The 19,324-nt window shown below is 69.2% G+C and carries 20 protein-coding genes; 13 read left to right on the top strand and 7 right to left on the bottom strand.

Features of this window, described 5'->3' with window-relative positions:
• Positions 1-103 precede the first annotated feature (103 nt).
• The 4 genes from HXX10_RS13440 (at position 104) to HXX10_RS13425 (ending at position 4,854) form a co-directional block, all read left to right on the top strand.
• Positions 104-397, top strand: coding sequence for a hypothetical protein (locus HXX10_RS13440; protein WP_296522843.1), 294 nt, complete (start codon positions 104-106; stop codon positions 395-397).
• A 65-nt stretch (positions 398-462) separates the two neighbouring features.
• Positions 463-2,964: an arylsulfatase gene (locus tag HXX10_RS13435; RefSeq protein WP_296522840.1), complete on the top strand. Its 2,502-nt coding sequence runs from the start codon at positions 463-465 to the stop codon at positions 2,962-2,964.
• 93 nt (positions 2,965-3,057) lie between these two features.
• Entirely contained in the window at positions 3,058-3,408 is a 351-nt protein-coding gene (locus HXX10_RS13430; RefSeq protein WP_296522839.1) for a hypothetical protein, read from the top strand.
• A 117-nt stretch (positions 3,409-3,525) separates the two neighbouring features.
• Complete coding sequence (locus HXX10_RS13425) at positions 3,526-4,854, top strand: TAXI family TRAP transporter solute-binding subunit (protein ID WP_296522837.1); 1,329 nt, start codon at positions 3,526-3,528, stop codon at positions 4,852-4,854.
• 194 nt (positions 4,855-5,048) lie between these two features.
• Here the strand turns inward: HXX10_RS13425 and HXX10_RS13420 are convergent, their stop codons facing one another.
• The 3 genes from HXX10_RS13420 to HXX10_RS13410 all read right to left on the bottom strand — a co-directional run bounded on the left by HXX10_RS13420 (position 5,049) and on the right by HXX10_RS13410 (position 7,650).
• Entirely contained in the window at positions 5,049-5,420 is a 372-nt protein-coding gene (locus tag HXX10_RS13420; RefSeq protein WP_296522835.1) for a hypothetical protein, read from the bottom strand.
• 98 nt (positions 5,421-5,518) lie between these two features.
• A complete protein-coding gene (locus HXX10_RS13415; RefSeq protein ID WP_296522833.1) occupies positions 5,519-6,502 on the bottom strand; it encodes a tripartite tricarboxylate transporter substrate binding protein in 984 nt (327 codons plus the stop codon).
• A gap of 50 nt (positions 6,503-6,552) precedes the next feature.
• Positions 6,553-7,650 carry a mandelate racemase/muconate lactonizing enzyme family protein gene (locus tag HXX10_RS13410; RefSeq protein WP_296522832.1) on the bottom strand — a complete coding sequence of 366 codons (1,098 nt, stop codon included), beginning with the start codon at positions 7,648-7,650 and terminating at the stop codon, positions 6,553-6,555.
• 116 nt (positions 7,651-7,766) lie between these two features.
• Between HXX10_RS13410 and HXX10_RS13405 the strand changes: the two genes are divergently transcribed.
• On the top strand, positions 7,767-8,732 hold the full coding sequence (locus HXX10_RS13405) for a LysR substrate-binding domain-containing protein (protein WP_296522830.1): 966 nt from the start codon (positions 7,767-7,769) through the stop codon (positions 8,730-8,732).
• Here HXX10_RS13405 and HXX10_RS13400 read toward each other — a convergent pair.
• A complete protein-coding gene (locus HXX10_RS13400; RefSeq protein ID WP_296522829.1) occupies positions 8,674-9,138 on the bottom strand; it encodes a GNAT family N-acetyltransferase in 465 nt (154 codons plus the stop codon). The two genes, HXX10_RS13405 and HXX10_RS13400, sit on opposite strands and share 59 nt — an antisense overlap.
• Before the next feature lie 175 nt (positions 9,139-9,313).
• On the opposite strand from HXX10_RS13400, the gene HXX10_RS13395 reads away from it, so the two are divergent.
• Entirely contained in the window at positions 9,314-9,799 is a 486-nt protein-coding gene (locus HXX10_RS13395) for a DUF992 domain-containing protein (RefSeq protein ID WP_296522827.1), read from the top strand.
• A gap of 237 nt (positions 9,800-10,036) precedes the next feature.
• Here the strand turns inward: HXX10_RS13395 and HXX10_RS13390 are convergent, their stop codons facing one another.
• Together HXX10_RS13390 and HXX10_RS13385 are read right to left on the bottom strand one after the other, a co-directional pair.
• The gene (locus HXX10_RS13390; protein WP_296522825.1) at positions 10,037-10,480 is read right to left on the bottom strand and encodes a hypothetical protein; all 444 of its coding nucleotides are present in this window, start codon (positions 10,478-10,480) and stop codon (positions 10,037-10,039) included.
• Between the two features lie 425 nt (positions 10,481-10,905).
• Positions 10,906-12,738 (bottom strand): hypothetical protein, encoded by a 1,833-nt coding sequence (locus tag HXX10_RS13385; protein WP_296522824.1) that lies wholly within the window; start codon positions 12,736-12,738, stop codon positions 10,906-10,908.
• 1,106 nt (positions 12,739-13,844) lie between these two features.
• Here HXX10_RS13385 and HXX10_RS13380 point away from each other — a divergent pair.
• On the top strand, positions 13,845-14,219 hold the full coding sequence (locus tag HXX10_RS13380) for a hypothetical protein (protein WP_296522822.1): 375 nt from the start codon (positions 13,845-13,847) through the stop codon (positions 14,217-14,219).
• A 141-nt stretch (positions 14,220-14,360) separates the two neighbouring features.
• On the top strand, positions 14,361-14,915 hold the full coding sequence (locus HXX10_RS13375; RefSeq protein WP_296522821.1) for a disulfide bond formation protein B: 555 nt from the start codon (positions 14,361-14,363) through the stop codon (positions 14,913-14,915).
• A gap of 40 nt (positions 14,916-14,955) precedes the next feature.
• Here the strand turns inward: HXX10_RS13375 and HXX10_RS13370 are convergent, their stop codons facing one another.
• Complete coding sequence (locus HXX10_RS13370) at positions 14,956-15,300, bottom strand: hypothetical protein (RefSeq protein ID WP_296522819.1); 345 nt, start codon at positions 15,298-15,300, stop codon at positions 14,956-14,958.
• 277 nt (positions 15,301-15,577) lie between these two features.
• On the opposite strand from HXX10_RS13370, the gene HXX10_RS13365 reads away from it, so the two are divergent.
• The 5 genes from HXX10_RS13365 to HXX10_RS13345 all read left to right on the top strand — a co-directional run bounded on the left by HXX10_RS13365 (position 15,578) and on the right by HXX10_RS13345 (position 19,315).
• Complete coding sequence (locus HXX10_RS13365) at positions 15,578-16,195, top strand: hypothetical protein (RefSeq protein WP_296522817.1); 618 nt, start codon at positions 15,578-15,580, stop codon at positions 16,193-16,195.
• On the top strand, positions 16,182-16,589 hold the full coding sequence (locus tag HXX10_RS13360) for a transcriptional regulator (protein ID WP_296522815.1): 408 nt from the start codon (positions 16,182-16,184) through the stop codon (positions 16,587-16,589). Before HXX10_RS13365 ends, HXX10_RS13360 begins: the two co-directional genes overlap by 14 nt.
• Before the next feature lie 94 nt (positions 16,590-16,683).
• Positions 16,684-17,457 carry a di-trans,poly-cis-decaprenylcistransferase gene (locus HXX10_RS13355; protein ID WP_296522813.1) on the top strand — a complete coding sequence of 258 codons (774 nt, stop codon included), beginning with the start codon at positions 16,684-16,686 and terminating at the stop codon, positions 17,455-17,457.
• Between the two features lie 11 nt (positions 17,458-17,468).
• Positions 17,469-19,082: a magnesium-protoporphyrin IX monomethyl ester anaerobic oxidative cyclase gene (gene bchE, locus HXX10_RS13350; RefSeq protein WP_296522812.1), complete on the top strand. Its 1,614-nt coding sequence runs from the start codon at positions 17,469-17,471 to the stop codon at positions 19,080-19,082.
• Positions 19,079-19,315, top strand: coding sequence for a hypothetical protein (locus tag HXX10_RS13345; protein WP_296522810.1), 237 nt, complete (start codon positions 19,079-19,081; stop codon positions 19,313-19,315). The genes bchE and HXX10_RS13345 overlap by 4 nt, the downstream gene beginning before the upstream one ends.
• Positions 19,316-19,324: the final 9 nt, after the last annotated feature.

Below are 19,324 nucleotides of genomic sequence, written 5' to 3'. Positions count from 1 at the left end.
TCCGCGAATGCAAGCTGCAGTGCGACCAAAGGCGTGGCAGGGATGCTGAAGCTCGTCGCAGTCGGAGAGGCGATCACCGGTCTGGCCCCTGCTGGTCGTGCCGGTGTTCGTCGGCGAGATGCTGCTCGGTGTGCGGTTGTCCGGGGTGGAAGCGGTCGTGGCGCGTGTGACCGGCATCGCGCTTCTCGGATTGGGGATCGCCTGCTGGCCGGGGCCGCCGCGTGTCGGCATGCTCACCTACAGCGCCGGCGTGGCGCTGTATCTCGCCTGGGTCGGGCTGACGGCCGAATCGACGGGAGTGTTCCTGTGGCCTGCGGTGGCGATCCATGCGGCGTTATCGGCAACGCTCGCCCTCGACCGATCGACCGAGGGCGACACCCGTTCCGTGCCCAAATGATCGGAAGCCAGTTCATGGAGGTTCTTTCGATGATGTCGCAATCGTCATCTCGCGGTGTTTCGCCCATGTTTGCGGCGGCCCTGCTGATGTCCGCCTGCTGGTCGCTCGGGCCCGCCGCCGCTCAGCAGGTCACCGGCACCCCGGGTTCGCCCGGCGCCACGACCAGCATCGGCGGACAGCAGCTCCCGCCTCCCGACCCGAAGTTCGGCGGTGTGATCAAGAACGACGCCCTGACGTCGAAGCCCTGGTGGGCGCCGCGGGTGGTGCCGCCCAAGGACGCGCCGAACGTCCTGCTGATCATCACCGACGACGCCGGCTTTGGCGTGCCGTCGACGTTCGGCGGCGTCATCCCGACGCCGACCATGGACCGCATCGCCAACGAAGGCCTGCGCTACAACCGGGTGTTCTCCACCGCCCTGTGCTCGCCGACGCGTGCCGCGCTGATCACCGGGCGCAACCATCACTCGGCCGGCTTCGGCGTCATCTCCGAGCAGTCGACCGGCTTCCCCGGCTACAACAGCATCATCGCGCGCGACAAGGCCACCATCGGCCGCATCCTGCTCGACAACGGCTACGCGACCTCGTGGTTCGGCAAGGACCACAACACGCCGGCCTTCGCGGCCAGCCAGGTCGGGCCGTTCGACCAGTGGCCGACCGGCATGGGCTTCGAGTACTTCTACGGCTTCGTCGGCGGCGACGCCAACCAGTGGCAGCCCAACCTGTTCCGCAACACGACGCAGATCTTTCCGTTCGAGGGCAAGCCGCCCGGCACCTGGAACCTGGTCACCGGCATGGCGGACGACGCCATCGACTACATGAACCGGATGCACCAGATCCAGCCGAGCAAGCCGCTGTTCATCAAGTACGCGCCCGGCGCCACCCACGCGCCGCACCACCCGACCAAGGAGTGGGTGGACAAGATCAGCAAGATGAAGCTGTTCGACGAGGGCTGGAACAAGCTGCGCGAGACCATCTTCGAGAACCAGAAGAAGCTCGGCGTCATCCCCAAGGACGCCAAGCTGCCGCCGTGGCCGAAGGAGGTGCTGAAGGAGTGGGACACGCTCTCGGCGGACGAGAAGAAGCTGTTCATCCGCCAAGTCGAGATCTTCGCCGCCTATGCGGCCTACAACGACCACGAGATCGGCCGCGTGATCCAGGCCTTCGAGGACATGGGCCGGCTCGACAACACGCTGATCATCTACATCAACGGCGACAACGGCACCAGCGCCGAGGGCGGCCCGATGGGCACGCCCAACGAGGTGGCGTTCTTCAACGGCCTGAACGCGCTGCCCGTCGACGTGCAGATGAAGTTCTACGACGTCTGGGGCACCGAGCAGACCTACAACCACATGTCGGCCGGCTGGTCGTGGGCCTTCGACACGCCGTTCCCGTGGTTCAAGCAGAACGCCTCGCAGCTCGGTGGCATCAACCAGAACATGGTGGTGTCGTGGCCGGCCCGCATCAAGGACAAGGGGAGCCTGCGCGAGCAGTTCGTCCACGTCATCGACGTGGTGCCGACCATCCTCGAGGCCGCCGGCATCCGCGCCCCCGACACGGTCGACGGCATCAAGCAGGCGCCGATCGAAGGCACCAGCTTCGCCTACACGTTCGATGCCAAGAACGCCAAGGTGGCGTCGCGGCACAAGACCCAGTACTTCGAGATGATGGGCCAGTGGGCGCTCTACAACGACGGCTGGTTCCTCAGCACCAAGGTCAACCGTGCGCCGTGGGAGGCGTTCGGGGCGGCGAACCCGGACCCGCTGAACAACCAGGTGCTGCAGCTCTACGATCTCAAGACCGACTTCAACCAGACCACCGACCTGGCTGCGAAGAATCCCCAGAAGGTCAAAGAGCTGAAGGACATGTTCGTCGCCGAGGCGAAGAAGCACCAGGTCTTCCCGCTGGACGCGTCGGTGGCCGCCCGCATCGTCGCGCCGCGCCCGAACATAACGGCCGGACGCACCGAGTTCGTCTATACGCGGCCGATGACCGGGCTGCCGCAGGGCGACTCGCCGCTGCTCTTGAACACGTCCTACACCATCACGGCCGACATCGAGGTGCCGTCCGGCGGCGCCGAGGGCATGATCCTCACCTCCGGCGGGCGCTTCGCCGGCTACGGCTTCTATCTCAAGCAGGGCAAGCCGGTGTTCCTGTGGAACCTGGTCGACCTCGAGCGGGTGAGGTGGGAGGGGCCGGACGTGCTCACGCCCGGCCGCCACACGCTGGAGTTCGACTTCAAGTACGACGGGCTCGGCGCCGGCACGCTGGCGTTCAACAGCTTCAGCGGCGTCGGCCGGCCCGGCACCGGCACGCTGAAGGTGGACGGCAAGGCGGTGCAGACCGTCGCCATGCCGCGCACCCTGCCGATGATCCTGCAGTGGGACGAATCCTTCGACATCGGCTCGGACACGCTGACCGGCGTCAACGATGCCGACTACCGACCGCCGTTCCCGTTGACTGCCAAGCTGAACAGGCTGACCATCAAGGTGGACCGGCCGACGCTGTCGGCCGAGGACATCAAGAAGCTCGAGAGCGCCCAGGCCACCGCGGTCGACGGTTCGCGCTGACCCGGGGGCAGTCCGGGCCTCACCAAACGTGCATGGCGGCGGCACCCGAGCCACGGCGGCCGTCGCCGACGAAGGTCCAACAGGGAGAAGAGCATGAGAATGCGCGTGGTTCTGGGTGCCTTGATCGCCACCGTGGTCGCCGGCGGCGCCTCGGCGCAGGTGCAGGGCGTCGATCTGAACGGGCGTTGGCAATGCGTCGCCAACTGCCTCGGCCCGATCGGCAGCATGGCCTTCATCACCCAGTACGGAACGCAGCTCAACGTCGTCAACGACGGCGGCGTCGCGTCGACGGGCTGGGTCCAGTCTCCGGGTCGGATCTGGGTCGCGGGGGCCTGGCAGGGCGCCGTCTACTCGCCCGACGGCATGACGATCCAGTTCGACAGGGGCACCATCTGGCAGCGCCCGATGGAGCCGCCGCCGCCGCCGGCGCGCCGTCGCCGCTGAGTCGTCGCCGCTGAGTCGTCGGCGCGGACCAGTCCAGCCGAGAGCTCGTCTCGGCGCAGCGGCGGCGTCGCCGCCGCTGCGACCGGACGACCATGATGTCCCGGCGCGGAGGATGACGTGCCCCGGTTTCTGATTCCGACTCTGGTGTTCGGTGTCGTCGTCGTGCTCGGCGTGACGGCCTTCATGGTCTGGCGGACCTATCCGTTTCTGTTCTCCAAGGCCTATGTGGTGCGGATCGCGACCGGGCCGCTCTCCGGCGAGGGCGGCAAGTTCGTCGCGGCCTTCCGGCGCGAGCTGGCGAAGGCCCATCCGCGGGTCAGTGTCGACATGGTGGAAACGCCGAGCGTCGCGGCCAGCGCCCTGGCGCTGAAGAACGGCGAGGCGGATCTCGCCGTCGCCCGCCAGGACGATCCGAACGCCGCCGAAGGCCGCAGCATCTTCGTGCTGCGCAAGCTGTTCGCCGTGGTTCTCGTGCCGGCGTCGTCCTCGGCCGACAGCGTGTCGGATCTTTCGGGGGAGCGCATCGGCGTCGTGACGGCCGGCGGGGCTGTCGATCCGCTCGCCCGCGCGTTGCTCGATTACTATGCGATCGACAACAAGCGGGTGGTCCAGCTCGCCCCTGCCGACCTCGCCGAGGCGATCGCCAAGAAGCATGTCCATGCCGTCGTCGTCGTCGGTCCGATCGGTCCGGGGCCGATCGCCGACGCCGTCCAGGTGTTCCGCAAGGCCACCAAGAAGCCGCCGAAATTCATCGATCTCGGCGAGGCCGAGGCGATCACGGCCCGCTTCCCGGTCTACGAGAAGATCGACATTCCGGAGGGCAGCTTCGGCGGCTCGCCGGCGGCGCCTTCCGACGACGCCACCACGGTGGCGGCGAGCGTCCTCTTGGTGGCGCGGGCGTCGCTCTCGAACTACGCGGCCGGCGAGCTGACCCGTCTCCTCTTGGCGACCAAGACCGATATCGCCGCCTCGCTGCCCCAGGCCGGCCAGCTCGCGGCGCCGCCGACCGACCGCGACGTGGTGCTGCCGGCCCATCCCGGCACCATCGCCTATCTGAACGGCGACACGCCGGACCTGCTCGACGAGACGATGAACTACCTCTACTACGCCTCGATGTTCACGGGCGCGTTCGGGGCGCTGGCCGCCTGGGCCAGCTCGCTGCGCAACCGCCGGCAGATCCGCGAGCTGCGGGCCCAGGTGGCGCGCCTGCCGGCGCTGCTGGAGGAGGCCAGGACCCCGGCGGCGGAGCGCCTCGACGCCACCGAGCACGAGCTCGACAAGCTGTCGGAATGGTTCGTCGAGAAATTCGTCGCCGACCAGATCTCCGCCGACGTCTTCAACAATGCGAGCAGCCGCGTGACCCACATCCGCGAGCTGATCCACAAGCGCCGGCCCGGCGGCACGGGGGCGGCCGCCGCCTCGCCGACGCCGCAGGCCGCCGGGTAGCGTTGAAGCTCGGCGTCATCGCCGGGCTTGACCCGGCGATCCATCGTCTTGCGACCAAGCCGTTTTTGCGAAGCTCGAGGGATGCGTGGGTCGAGCCCGCGCATGACGGCGCTCATGCACGGGACGCGATGCATGCATCCCGTGCCGCTGTCGCGGGGACGAGCGGAGTCCGATCGACGTCGACGAACCCTGGCCTACGGGCAGCGGCGGTAGGACACGAGGCTGCCGAAGTTCGGGCCGATGGCGCCGTCGTCGGCGGCCTTGATCCAGACGATCATGTTGGCGGGCTTGTCGCCGGATGCGGCGCGGCACACCATGTGGACGGAATAGATCGCGCCCGGTTCTCCGCCGCGCTCCTCCACCCAGTCGATCGTGCAGGGTCCGTCGGCGGCCTCGTAGGTCTGCGCCGTGAGAACGATCCGTCCGGCCGCTTGGCCGGGGCAACTGTCGGTCGCCGGAATCCAGGTCCCCTGCGCGCCAGTTGGCACCTGTGCGTGCCTCACATCGGCATACGCGGTCCCTGCGACGAAGGACAACGCCAGCACCACCAGTCGAACGACGGACATCGTGTCCCCTGCGCATCTCGATCCGAGCCGGCGGCAGGATAACGGTTTTTGCGAGTCCCTGCCATCGCCGTGGCGTCGCTCACAGAGGAGGCGCCGCCTCACTCCGGCTTGATGTTGCCGACTTCGATGATGTGCCGCCACTTGGCGATCATCGTGTCGATATGGGCGGCGTACTCCTGGGGCGTCGAGCCGATCGGCTGGTAGCCGATCTCCTCCATGCGGCTGCGGATCGCCGCGTCGCGGACTGCGGCCTGCGCCGCGGCGGCGAGGCGGGCCAGAATGTCGGCCGGCAGCCCGGCCGGTCCGACCAGGCCGAAGTCGGGCGCGGCGTCGACCCCGGGCAGCCCGGCCTCGGCCATGCTGGGCACGCCCGGAAGCTGGTCGACGCGCCCGGTGGTGATGCCGAGCGCCTTCAGCGTGCCGGCCCGGATCTGCTCGAGCACGGCCGGAATGGTGCTGAAGTTGAAGTCCACCTTGCCGGCGATGAGATCCATGATGGCCGGGCCGCCGCCGCGATACGGGACCGACACCACGTCGAGGCCGGCCTCCTGGCGGAACTGCTCGCAGCCGAGATGGACCGCGGTGCCGATGCCGGCCGTCGCCATGGTCAGCGACCCGGGCTTCGCCTTGCCGAGCGCGACCAGCTCGGCGACGCTCTTGACCGGCAGCGCCGCCGGCACGACCAGCACCAGCGATGTCCTGGCCAGCAGCGAGATCGGGGTGAAGTCGCGCTTGGTGTCGTAGGGCAGCTTGCTGCCGAACAGGCCGGGATTGACCGTGAAGGCGCTGTCGACGACGCCGATCGCGTAGCCGTCCGGCGACGAGGTGGCGATCGCCTGGGTGCCGATCTGGCTGGCGCCGCCGCCGCGGTTGTCGACATAGAGCGACTGGCCGAGGCTTTGGCCCATCGGCGCGGCGACGAGACGCGCGACGATGTCGGAGGCGCCGCCCGCCGCATAGGGCACCACCACCTTGATGGGCCGCTGCGGATAGCTTTGGGCGCGCGCCGGGCGCCCGAAAAGGGCCGCCGCGGACAAGGCCGCCGCGCCCGTCAGAACCTCACGCCGGCTGCTCCTGGTCATGTCTCTCTCCCGGGACGACGTTGCTTGTTTAGGGTCGTGTTTGTTTCGGGTCAGACGCGAAATCGTGCGAAAAGGTCCGGGTCCGGGTCGCCGCCGAGGCCGGGGCGGTCCGGCACCTGCAGATATCCGCACTCGATCGGCGCGAACGCGCCGCACGGATCGTAGGCGAGGTCGCAGTAGAACCGCTCCAGCGCGCTCTCGCGGTCCTTGGCGGCCAGCACCTGGATGGTGGCGAGATAGCCGGGGCCGAAGAACGGCGAATGCGGCACGCAGGTCGTGCCGGCCGCCTCGGCCTCGGTGCAGATGCGCCACAGCGGCGTCAGCCCGCCGATCTTGATGGCGCTCGGCTGCACGTAGTCGACGCAGTTCGCCGCCCGCATCTTTGCGAAATCGAGCGCGTTGCCGGCGTTCTCGCCGATCGCCGTGGCGATGCCGGTCGCGGCCCGGACAGTGGCGAGCGCGCAGAAATCCTCGGGCGGCCAGATCGGCTCCTCGATCCACAGGAGATTCGACGGGCCGAAGGCGGCTACGGCCTCGACCGCCTGCGCGGGCAGCCAGGCGCAGTTGGTGTCGACCATCAGCGGAACATCGGGCCCGGCCGCGGCGCGGGCCGCCGCCGCGGCAGCGGCCGTGCGCTCGTGCAGCTTGATCTGGGAAAAGCCCTCGCCGAGGGCGCGGTCGACGATCCGCCGGATCTGCGCGAGGTCGCCGTTGTACTGCAGCAGCGAGGCATAGGCTTCGACGCGGTCGCGCCGGCGGCCGCCCAGCAGGGTCGAGACCGGCACGCCGGCGAGCTTGCCGCGCAGATCCCACAGGGCGATGTCGAGGCCGCTGATCGCATGCACGGTGGCGCCGGCGCGGCCGAGATTGTGCAGCGTGCGCTCGATCTGTCCCGGCAGGTCGACGTCGTCGACGCGGCGGCCGACCGCCAGCGGCGCCACCCACTCGTCGATCGCGGCGACCACGGCGGACCAGAAGCTGCCATAGGCCTCGCCCCAGCCGACCACCCCGCCGTCGGTGACGACCCGCACCAGTACGGTGTCGAGGGTGGTGCGCGGCCGGCCGGCGAACAGCGGCGCCGGCGCCCAGTGGTCGAACGGGATGCGCAGCGCGATGGCGTCGATGCTGGCGATGGTCGGTGCAGGCATGGTTCGGTCCATCCGCGGCGGGCGACCCGGGGTGTCGTCCGGCCCGCATTGTGGCGCCGCGCTTCATGTGCTCAAAATGCCGTTTGCTGCATCAATCATGTTCTGTGGTTATGATGTTGAGCCTGCGCGAACTGGACGTCTTTCGCCGCGTGATGGAGCTCGGCACCGTCACGGCGGCGGCCGAGGCGCTGCACATCTCGCAACCCGCCGTCAGCCGCATCCTCCAGCAGGCGGAGCAGCGGCTGGGCTTCGCCCTGTTCCTGCGGCGCCGCAAGCGGCTGATCGCCACGGCGGAGGCGCGCGCCCTCTTTCCGCAGACCACGGCCGCCTTCGCGGCCCTCGACGGGGTGCAGCGCCGCGCCGTCGAGCTGCGGACCGGCCGGGCCGGCGTGCTGCGCATCGCCGCCATCTCGGCCTTCGCCAACGCGTTGCTGCCGGCGGCGATCGCGCGGTTTCGCGCGCCGCGCCCCGACGTCGTCATCACGCTGCAGGCGACCAGCGCCCTGCAGGTCGCCACGCTGGTCGCCGATCACCAGGCCGACCTCGGCTTCATCATCGATTCGATGTCGGTGCCGGGCGTGTCGGTCGGCGACCTGTGCGCGACCGCCTTCGGCTGCGTGATGCCGCGCGCCCATCGGCTGGCGGCGAAGCCGCGCCTGCGGCCGGCCGATCTCGAAAACGAGACGCTGATCGGCCTGAGCCGGCAGCTCCCGCTCGGCCTCCTGGCGATGCGGGCCTTCGCCGATGCCGACGTGCCGCTGAGCATCGCCATCGAAGTGACCCAGTCGACCGTCGCCTGCGCCCTGGTGCGGGCCGGCGCCGGCGTCGCCCTGCTGGACGGGCTGGGCCTGATGGGGGCGCCCGGCGACGATCTGGTGATGCGGCCGTTCTGGCCGGCGATCGAGGTGGTTGGCCGGCTGGTGCAGCCGCGCCATCACCCGCAGTCGCGGCTGGCGCAGGACTTCGTCGCCATCGTGCGGGAGGTCATCGCCGACAACGCGCCGAAGCCGGCGCCGGCGGGCGTCAGCCCGCGTCGGGTCCGCCGTCCGCCCGCGTCGCCATCGAGAACAGCGTCAGGGTGACGCGCTCCTGCGCGCCGACGCGGTGCCAGAAGGCGATGCCGTCGCGGTTGGCCGTGAAGACCAGCATGTGACACTTGTCGACCCCGGCGCCGCGCAGCGCCCGCAGGCCGTGCCGCAGCAGCGCTGCCCCGATGGCGCGCCGGCGATACGGCTCGGCGACGATCAGGTGGTAGATCAGCCCGCGCCGGCCGTCGTGGCCGCACAGGATCGTGCCGGCGAGCGCGTCGTCGACGACGGCGACGAAGCTGAGCCCCGGATTGCGCGCCAGGAACGCCTCGATGGCGCCGATCTCGTCGGCGGCGCTGAGGCCGATGCCGTCGCTGCGCTCCCACAGCGCGCGGGCCGCCGGATAATCGGAGAGCCCGAAGGGGCGGATCGACGGCGGCGGGGCAGGGGGGCGCGGCATGGAGCACTTCGGCGGATTCGACCGCGCCAGCATAGGACGGAAATTCGGTTCGCGGTACGGGGCCGGCTGTGCGCCGATCGACGTCCGCGCTGTGTCTCGCCCGTATCTGCCGTTGCCCGGCAGGCGGGAGAGGCGGTATGGACGGACCGACCATTCCGGTCGGAGGACCCTTTCGATGATCAAGACGATTTCGACCCTGGCGGCCCTCGCTGCGGTCGCGATGCTCACGGCGCCGGCCGACGCCCAGGCGCCCGGCGCCTGGACCCAGACCGGCGTGCTCAATTGCAGGCTCGACCCGAGCATCGGCTTCATCATCGCCGGGCATCAGTCGATGCAGTGCCAGTTCACCCAGAATGCGCCGATTCCGCCCCAGAACTACGAGGGCGCCATCAACACGGTCGGCATCGACATCGGCATCAGCGCCGGCGGCCGCCTGGCCTGGGCCGTGCTGGCGCCGACCAACGGGGTGGCGGCCGGCGCGCTCGCCGGCGAGTATGTCGGCGCCAGCGCCGACGCCGCGATCGGCGTCGGGGTCGGCGCCAATGTGCTGATCGGCGGCTCCAACCGCTCCGTCGCGCTGCAGCCCCTGTCGCTCGAGGGCTCGGTGGCGCTCAACGTCACGCTCGGCATCTCGGCCCTCAAGCTGCGCCCGGTGCGGTAGCCGGCCGGCTGCACCATCACCTCGCATCCAAGCCGTCATGCGCGGGCTCGACCCGCGCATCCATCACCTTTCGGAAAAACGCTTTATCCGCAGGAGGATGGATCGCCGGGTCAAGCCCGGCGATGACGGCTCAGGACGACAGGTGCGCTCGGCTGCGCCGCAAGATCGTCTCGACCACATCCACAGCCCGCCGCGGGGAGAGGCTTGCCCCGACGCGATCGGGCCGCCCGCCGGCGATCAGCGCCGCGGCAGCGCGGCGGGCGCCGACACCTCCGGGGCGTCGCTGGTGTCGGCGTGGATCTCTTCGCGGATCACCCGCAGCGTCACCTCGTGCAGATAGGCCCGCAGCGCCGTGTCGAGCTCGGTGAACTCCGGCCACAGCACCTGGTCGACGAAGCCCTTCGGCACCCGCAGCATCACGGTGTTGCGCCGCTGCCGCGGATAGCGGTACGGCCGTAGGCCGTAGCGCCGGACCAGCGCGAGAAAGAGCTGCACCGACCAGGTGTCGGCGACCGAAAACTTCATCTCGATCGGCGGGTCCGAGCGCTCGACATCGGCGAGCCGCGCCCGCATGCGAAGCAGCGCCGCCTCCGCCGCCAGCTTTTCCCCCGGCGTCCCCGCCCCCGCGAACAGCGCCTCGATTTTTCGCAGCTTGTCCCGGAGCTGGGATTCGGTGGACATGCAGCCTCCGCTTTTTCGGCGCGCCGAACCGAGCATCCGGAGCGGCGGGCGTCAATGGGCGGGTGGTGATCTGCGGGGTATGAGGGCGGAGGATCAAGATGCGGCGGATCGTGCCGGTATTGGTGGTGGCGGATCCCCTGGATCGGAGGCGCAGGTCGCGGGGTGTGCCTGGTCGGACATTGTGCGGGCGATCAAACTACCAGCATGTCAGCTAGTGACCCGAAAGCAGCCAAACGCCTTAAACGGCCCAAATGAGGCTGCGTCAGCACTCTACGTCTCCGACGGCCCGATTTTTTTCGAAATCCTTGGTTATGGGTAAGCAATGTAGAGGGCGTGCCAGCCCCCATAGCTGCACCAGCAGGCCGTGCAATCCATTCTGATGATCGTGAGTTCGTCGGCCACTCTGCCTGAAATCGCCGCTGGCTTTATCTGTCGAGAGCGCCGCGATGGACCTTGACGACTTCGAATGACGCCGGGCCATTCGGCCGAACGGAAAGCCTGTCGAAGTAAGCCTCATCGCCGAGTTCCGCTAACCCGTCTGCGTCGGTCACAACGATAACGCACGCATGATCCTCCAGCAAACGCAGGAGCGGCTTACGCAAATTTGTTTGGCTTCCGCGCGGTGTACTGCGGATCGCATCGGCGGCCTCCGCTACCTTGCAGATCTTTCGTATTTCGGTGTCTATCAATGCAAGCGTTTCAATGCACCCGCCGGCGAGTTGTTCGACAAGGCCCAGGAGGCTTGGCGCAGCGAGCGCCTCATCCATTGATCCTGATATGTCGACAGCAATTGCTGTGGCCGCCGCGGCGTTGTCTTCGCCTGCTCGCGGCACCGGTTCTTTCACATAATCACGTACAATCTCTCGGAAGACCGCGCGCTGTTCTCGATGGTTTGTGGTCAACTCGCCGATTGCGCGGCAGCGGTCACGGACGTCAGCATCGATATCGTAGAAATGTTCGCCGGCCGCTCCGTGGCTGACGAGCACGACTTTCGCCTGCGGATGGGCACGGGCGTAGTCGACCATCACCTCGCGAAACTGCGCCGGCGCGTTGCGCTTGTAGTGCTTCACCTCGACCACTAGGCCGCAGGTCTCACGCTCGCCGCTGCCACGCCATAATCCGTAGTCGGGCTGAACGTTAGCCGTGCGCCCACGACCGAGCGGATTGCCGAGCGGTTGTCGCCGTTCGGCGATGAGACGGACCTCGGGCCGGCTGCTGTGCACGGTGGCCACGACGGTCTCACGAAATGCAAAGACGATGCGTCCGTCTTCATGATGGAGTTCGCAATCGTGGCCGGAGAGCGCATTGACGATTTCGGTTGCGATCCAGACGGCGTAAAGCTCGTGGCGTCGCTGCCACAGTGGCAACGATAATATCCGCTCCAACTCCGGTTGTTTGGCCCGCACACCGATTTTGCGCCGCGGATAGCTGCTAAGTGTTTGCGCCAGCCGCTCAGCAAAGACCTGCCGGTTGGGCTCGTCCAGTGTTGCATATGCCGCGAGTTGGGCGGTCGTGCTGCCAAGCCAATAATCGGTCTCATTCTGGGCGATAGTGCGCGGGCTGAAGCCGTCAGCTCGGTCGGACGTAAAGTGGCGGGCGCGATGCTCTTCGAGCATTGCGTTGCGGTCTGGCCACGTTCGGCGGACGATATCGAGGCTTGCGATGGCGATCGCCGCTGCGTCCGCGAGCGGCGGCGCAATGCGGGCCGGCTGAAGAGAAGTTGGATAGGGCAAATATTCGCCGCGCGCGTAAGCCTTGAGCCATAGATCGACGTCTGCGAGGCCGGTCGTTCCTCGCCAGTCTTTGTCGAGGAATCTAAGCGGTGCAACAACATCGGCTAAATCTCGGGTGGCGTCATTGACTGCCCATGCGCCACGGAAATCAACGTCTGGCACATCGAGGTCCCATTCCAACGAGTTCCAGACTTCGACAAATTTCTGGAAATGGGTCAGATCAAGATGCTCATCCTCGATGTGAATTTCCCATTGATCACGTCCTTCGCGGGCACCAGCGACCTTGAAGAAATCAAGAATGGCGCGAAACATCTCCGCAAAGGGCTGGATGAGGCCGAAAAACGCCCTGACCAGATCGTCGGTTGATTTGGCACGCAATGCCTCTTCGAGAGTTAGGGCCGAAGGCATTAATGCGATTTTTAGCCGTTCTTGAAAATCCATATCGCGGCCGTCCAGCTCCAGTCCGCCCGCCTCACGCAAGCGTTCCCAGGCCGAGAGACTGTCATGTGCCACCGCCTTCGACACCCTTCCCTCCGTCAGGCCAAAATAGAGCCCCTGGGATCGGTAAAGTCCTGCGGGATCTATCGTGGGAACAGGTTATCATTAATGGGGCGCGTTGCTCAACCCATCCCCACGCTGCTCGTACACGGCTTTTCCGAAACACTATTATATTAATTATAAGCCAATTAGCAAACAGCGCGGTGTGCGAAAGCGTCTATGCCCACCCTCGGCCTCAGCGCCCCCGCTCTGCCTCAAAAAACTTATCCCCGCTCCAAAAACCTCCCGTAAAATCCGAAAATCTCGCTCGTCGAGGGACGTCGACCGGTGACGTCGGGCGGCGGAGCGGGCCGGCTTCCTTCTTTCGCGCGACGCGCGGAAGAAAAACCGGCCGCCGGAACTTCCGGGAAATCCGGCCGGCGGATGCGGCGCCTGCGGGTCCGGGTTCGTCCCCCGGGCTCCCGGGGGTTTTTGGGGCTCCGCCCTCCGGGCAAAACGACCCGGGCGCGAGGAGCATCGCTGAAAGATCCCCATCCCCGGTCGGGACGGGATCCAAGCGCGGCCCGAAAGCCCAAAATCGCCGCGGCGGAGCGCCGGGAGGCGGGCGCATCGACGCTTCGATGCGCGCTGCGTCCCGACGGACGCAGAATTTCAGGTGCAGCGCCTGCCGGCGCTCCGCCTCCCTCGGTCTTTCTTTGAAGGACGAGGGCGCAGGTCATGGGCACAGCCCGGGCGCGAAAAGCGCGTCGCGGGAGCGGTTTTTCGTGACCTCCCCCTGGAGGGGGGAGGTCGACCGGCCGCAGGCCGGTCGGGAGGGGGTGATCGGCGAAGCCAGCGTTTGCGGCTTCACCCCACCCCGGCGCGCGCTGTCGCGCGCCCCGACCCTCCCCCTCCAGGGGAGGGTGAAGGGCACGGCGGCGGCTCTCCCGCTCCCCGCGGCGGGGAGCGGTGACCGACTTTCCGGGGTGCAGCGGATCGCGCCGGTCGACGCCGCCGCCCATGGCCACAGCCCTGGATTGATCGAGCCGCTTGACCGCGCCGCCGGCGCGTCGTTGGCTCGTCGGGCCGGCCCGGCCGTGATCGGGGGTCGTGCGGAAAATTGTTGATCGGTGGGTTTTGCGAGGAGATAGGTCGTGGACGAGCGCAGCGAAAAGGCCCCGGTGGAGGGCGAGATTTTGGACGACAAGGCGGGCCAAAACACCGTGATCGCCGCCACGCAGTTGCCGAACCTGCAGATCGAGGTCACCCACGGCACCCTGCCGGACGGCGCCGGTGAGCGCATCTCCATCCATCTGCAGGCGATGCCGTCGTTTGCGGCGTTCGGGGATTTTCTCGAATCGACCAACCCGCTGACCTTTTGGACGCAGGCCATGCAGCTCGCCCTGGCGCCGTGGGCGTCGCTGATGTCCGGGTCGGCGCTGCTGCCGTGGACCGGCGTGCCGCTGTGCGGCCTGCCGCGGCCGAAGCGGACGGCCGGCCAGACCGGACAGCAGGGCGGCGCGAGCTGACCGACGGACGGATTCGGCCGGAGGAGTCGGCGGACACGTTCGCCCGGACCAGTCCGGCCGGACGAGTCCGGCCTTGCCTTGGCCGAAATGACGGGACACAAGGCCGGGGCTGCATCGCCGCCAGCCACATGGGCCCCCGTCATGACGTTCCGCTCCGACGCCGTCGCGTCCCACGAGGCCGACACCGGCCGAAGCCTTCCCCCCGCCGCCGTCGCGGCCCTGGTGGTGGCGGTCGCCTCGACCGCGGTCGTCCTCGGCGCCTCGTTCTTCCAGCACTTTGTGGGAATTCCGCCCTGTCCGCTCTGCCTGCAGCAGCGCGTGCCCCACTATGTCGCGGTGCCGATTGCGCTGGCGGTCGCGCTGATGGCGTGGCGGCGGGCGCCCCGCGCCCTCACGGCCCTCGGATTCGGGGCGCTGGCGCTGGCGTTGCTCACGGCCGCCGGGATCGGGGCCTATCACGCCGGCGTCGAATGGGGCTTTTGGACCGGCCCCAGCGACTGCACCGGCGAGATCGCGCCGTTCGGCAATGCCGGCAGCCTGTTGAGCCAGATGCAGTCCACCTCGGTGATCCGCTGCGACGTGGTGCTGTTCCGCTTCCTCGGCCTGTCGCTCGCCGGCTGGAACGTGCTGATGTCGACCGGGCTGGCGCTGGTCGCCTTTTGGGGGCTGGCGCGCACGCTTCGCCGGCCGGCCTGAGCGGCCGGCGGCTCTACTCGACTATCTCGTCAGCGGAGAGTCAGTCGCGGCCGCGGGCGCGTCCGCGCAAAAGCGTGCGGCGCCAGCGCTGGCGCAGCGCGACGCGGCAGCGCTCGCCGTCCTCCAACGTGAACTGGGCGGCACGATCGAGCCCGCGCAGCGCCTCGAGGATCGCCTCGACCTCGACCGGGCGCACGGAGCCGGCACCGCCCGGCGCCTCGGCGGCGTCCGACGACCAGGCGATCAGGATCGCCCGCTTCTCGGCGAGGCTGAGGTCCGGATCGTCGACCACGGCCTCCGGATGCACGAAGGCATGGGCCGGATGCAGCATGGCGTCGAGATCGGAAGCCACCCGGCGCAGCGGCGCCGACGGAATGGTTCTCATTGCGCGGTCTCCAGGACGACCGTCTCCAGGACGACCGTCTCCGAGACGACCGTCCGGGTTGCGCCCGCCGCGCGTCCCGGCAGGGCGCGGGCTTGCAAAACATGAGCTTGCGAAAACGGCGGGCTGCACGCAGCCCCGTATGACCAGCCGATTTAGAACCGATGGTGGCAGAGTCAACCCGGATCCTGCCTCCGACGCCTTTATGAGCAGTAAAACCTAGTTGCACTCGGTTTGCATCGGAGTATGCTTTGCATCGTAAAGTTCGCGGAGGGGGCGAATGACCGACCTGCAGAAGGCCCTGGCCGACATCGACGCGATCAAGTCGCAGCTCGCGCGCGGCTCGGAGTTTCGCGGCTGGGGTCCGGCCACGGTGGCGCTGACCGGCCTGATGGCGGGGGCGGCGGCCGCCGCCCAGGCCGCCTGGCTCGCGGATCCGCTGGCGGAGCCGACGACCTGGGTCGCGATCTGGATCGTCACCGCCGTGCTCGGGGTCGTGGTCGCCTCCGCCGAGGCGGTGACGCGCTCCCGCCGCCTGCACTCCCGGCTCGCCGACGAGATGATCCATGCCGCCGCCGTGCAGTTCGTGCCGGCCGCGGTCGCCGGCGCGCTGCTGCCCGTGGTCGTCGTCCGCTTCGCCCCGGACGCCCTGTGGATGCTTCCCGGCCTGTGGCAGATCGTCTTCGGTCTCGGCATCTTCGCCGCCAGCCGGGCGCTGCCGCAGGCGATGGCGATGGCCGGCGCCTGGTATCTCGGCTGCGGCCTCGTCGTGCTGGCCGTCTCGGCCGCCGACCGCGGGCTGTCGCCCTGGGCCATGGGCCTGCCCTTCGGCATCGGCCAGCTCCTGTTCGCCGCGATCCTGCACCGCGCGCTCGGAGGCCCCCATGACGAATTCTGAGACGAGATCGGGCGCGGCCTCGGGGACCGGCCGCTTCGCCTATGAGGGGCTCGACCGGGTGATGCACGAAAAAGCCCGGCTCGGCGTCCTCACCTCGCTGATCGCCCATCCGAAGGGCCTCGCCTTCGCCGACCTCAAGCGGTTGTGCGGCCTCACCGACGGTAATCTCAGCCGGCACCTGCAGGTGCTGGCCGAAGCCGGGCTGGTGGAGATTCTGAAAGGCTACGAGCACAACCGGCCACAAACCCTCTGCCGCATCACGGCCGACGGCCGCCGCCGCTTCCTCGATTATCTCGCCGTGCTGGAGCAGGTCGTGCGCGACGCGGCCGCTGCGGCCGACAGCGCCGCCCCGCTCAATCGCACCGGCCTCGCCGACGATCCCGCCCCCGCCTGAACCCGACGTTTCGGCGGGCCGCACCGGCCCGCCTGCGATCCCGCCCAGCCGTCTTTCCGATCAACGCCACGCCCCATTCCGTCCGAGGTCATCCATGTCCCAACGCTTTGTAGCGCAAAGTGAAATGCCCGCCGACGCGCCCCGGCACGTCGCCATCGTCATGGACGGCAACGGCCGCTGGGCGACGGCGCGCGGCCTGCCGCGGCCGGCCGGCCACCATGCCGGCGTCGAGGCGGTGCGGCGGACCGTCGAGGCGGCGCCGGCGCTCGGCATCAAGACGCTCACGCTGTTCGCCTTCTCGGCCGACAACTGGCGCCGCCCGGCGACCGAGGTGGCCGCCCTGATGGCGCTGCTGCGCCGCTTCGTGCGAGCCGAGACGGCGCGGCTCGCCGAGGCCGGCGCCCGCCTCACCGTGATGGGCCGGCGCGACCGCCTGCCGGCCGGCCTCGCCGCCGAGATCGCGGCGGCCGAGCTCGCCACCTCGGGCGGCACCGCGCTCGACCTGCGGGTCGCGCTCGACTACTCGGCCCGCGACGCCATCGTCGACGCCGCCATGCGGGCGGCGGCGCAGGGGCCGCTCACCCGCGAAAAATTCGCGCAGCTTCTCGCCGGCGGCGACGGCAGCGGCGAGCCGGTGCCCGACGTCGACCTCTTGATCCGCACCGGCGGCGAGCAGCGGCTGTCCGACTTCCTGCTGTGGGAATGCGCCTATGCGGAGCTCTTGTTCGTCCCGCGCCTGTGGCCGGACTTTTCTGCCGAGGATCTGGCCGCGGCGGTGGCGTGGTTCGCCGTCCGCGAGCGGCGCTTCGGCGGCCTCGGCGCGGCCGATGCGCAGGAGCCCGCCGCCGCGGTGTCCAGCGCCGCGTGAGGAGGAAGGCCATGCGCCTCCTGCTCGTCAATGTCCCGCATCCGGCGATCGGCAGCCGCATCCCGGACGACCACCTGCCGCCGCTCGGCCTGCTGGCGATCGGCGGTCCGCTGATCGACGACGGCCACGAGGTCCGGCTGCTCGACGCCGAACTCGCGCCGCTGTCGACCGCCGAGATCGTCGCCGAGGCCGTCGCCTTCCAGCCCGACGCCGTGCTGTTCGGCCATTCGGGCTCGACCTCCGGCCACCCGGTGATCGCCGCCGTGTCGCGCGCCGTCGCGGCGGCGCTGCCATCCGCGCATGTGATCTATGGCGGCGTCTTCCCGACCTATCACTGGCGCGAGATTCTTCGCGACGAGCCGCATGTCGACGCCATCGTGCGCGGCGAGGGCGAGGAGACGGCCCGGCGCCTGGTCGCGGCGCTCGACGCCGGCACGCCGCTCGTCGCGGTACGCGGCATCGCGTTCCGGCAAGCGGGCGCTCCGGTCGCCACTCCGGCGGCGCCGCTGATCCGCGACCTCGACGCCTGGCGGGTCGGTTGGGAGCTGATCGACCAAGCCCGCTACAGCTATTGGGGCGGCCTGCGCGCCGTGGTGGCGCAGTTTTCCCGCGGCTGCCCGCATCCGTGCACCTATTGCGGCCAGCGCGGGTTCTGGACCCGGTGGCGGCACCGCGACCCTGAAATGTTCGCGGCGGAGCTCGCCCGCCTGCATCGCGAGCACGGCGTCAAAGTGATCAACTTCGCCGACGAGACCCCGACGGTGTCGCGCACCGCCTGGCGGCGCTTTCTCGAGGCGCTGATTGCCGAGAACGTGCCGCTGATCCTGGTCGGCTCGACCCGGGCCGACGACATCGTCCGCGACGCCGACATCCTCCATCTCTACAAGCGGGCCGGCTTCGAGCGTTTCCTGCTCGGCCTGGAGAGCACCGACGCCGCCACGCTCGACCGCGTCCGCAAGGGATCCCGCACCGCGACCGATCGTGAGGCGATCCGGCTGCTGCGCCAGCACGGCATCCTGTCGATGGCGACCTGGGTGGTCGGCTTCGAGGAGGAGACCGACCGCAGCCTGTTCGCCGGGATGCGGCGGCTGCTGTCCTACGATCCCGATCAGGTCCAGCTCCTCTACGTGACGCCGCACCGCTGGACGCCGCTGTTCGGCGACATCGCCCACCGCCGGGTCATCCGCACCGACCGCACCCGCTGGGACTACAAGCATCAGGTGCTGGCGACCCGCCACATGCCGGCCTGGCGGGTGCTCGCCTGGGTCAAGCTCACCGAGGCGGTGCTGCAGCTCCGTCCGCGGGCGCTGTGGCGCACCTGGCTCCATCCCGACCGCAGCCTGCGCCGTGCCATGCGCTGGTACACGGCCATGGGCCGGCGGGTGTGGCCGCACGAGGTCTTCGGCTTCCTGCGCCATCGGCCGGCCGCGACCGGGCCGACGCTGTCGGCCTTCTGGGGCGCGCCGCAGGCGGCCGAGGAGGAGGCGATGGCGCTCGACCGGCTGCGGGAGCTGGCACATGTGCTCAACCCGGCTCCGACCGGGAACGGGAGGTTGCGGCCGGGCGGCGCCCGCGCGATCCTCGCAGAATCGGCGGCCCGTGAGGTCGCGGGGGGAGGGCGATGAGCTACACGCCGGTCCTGGTGGAGATGATCGCCGCTGGCGTCGTGCTCGCGGCGACGTTCGTCTGGCATTTCGGCTGGGGCCGGCGGCGCGACGCCGAGCGGCTCGCCGCGCTACGCGGCGTTTCGCGTAATGCCGCCCTGCGCGCCGTCCCGCCGCATGATGCCGCCCTGCGGCGCGACGCGTCCAAATCCCCGGCTCCGGGCCCGCGAGGACGCCCGCGCCCGCTTCGATGACCGACTTAC

This window comes from Rhodoplanes sp., from assembly GCF_013377085.1.
GTDB lineage: Bacteria > Pseudomonadota > Alphaproteobacteria > Rhizobiales > Xanthobacteraceae > Rhodoplanes.
This window is presented reverse-complemented; position numbering and strand designations above follow the sequence as displayed.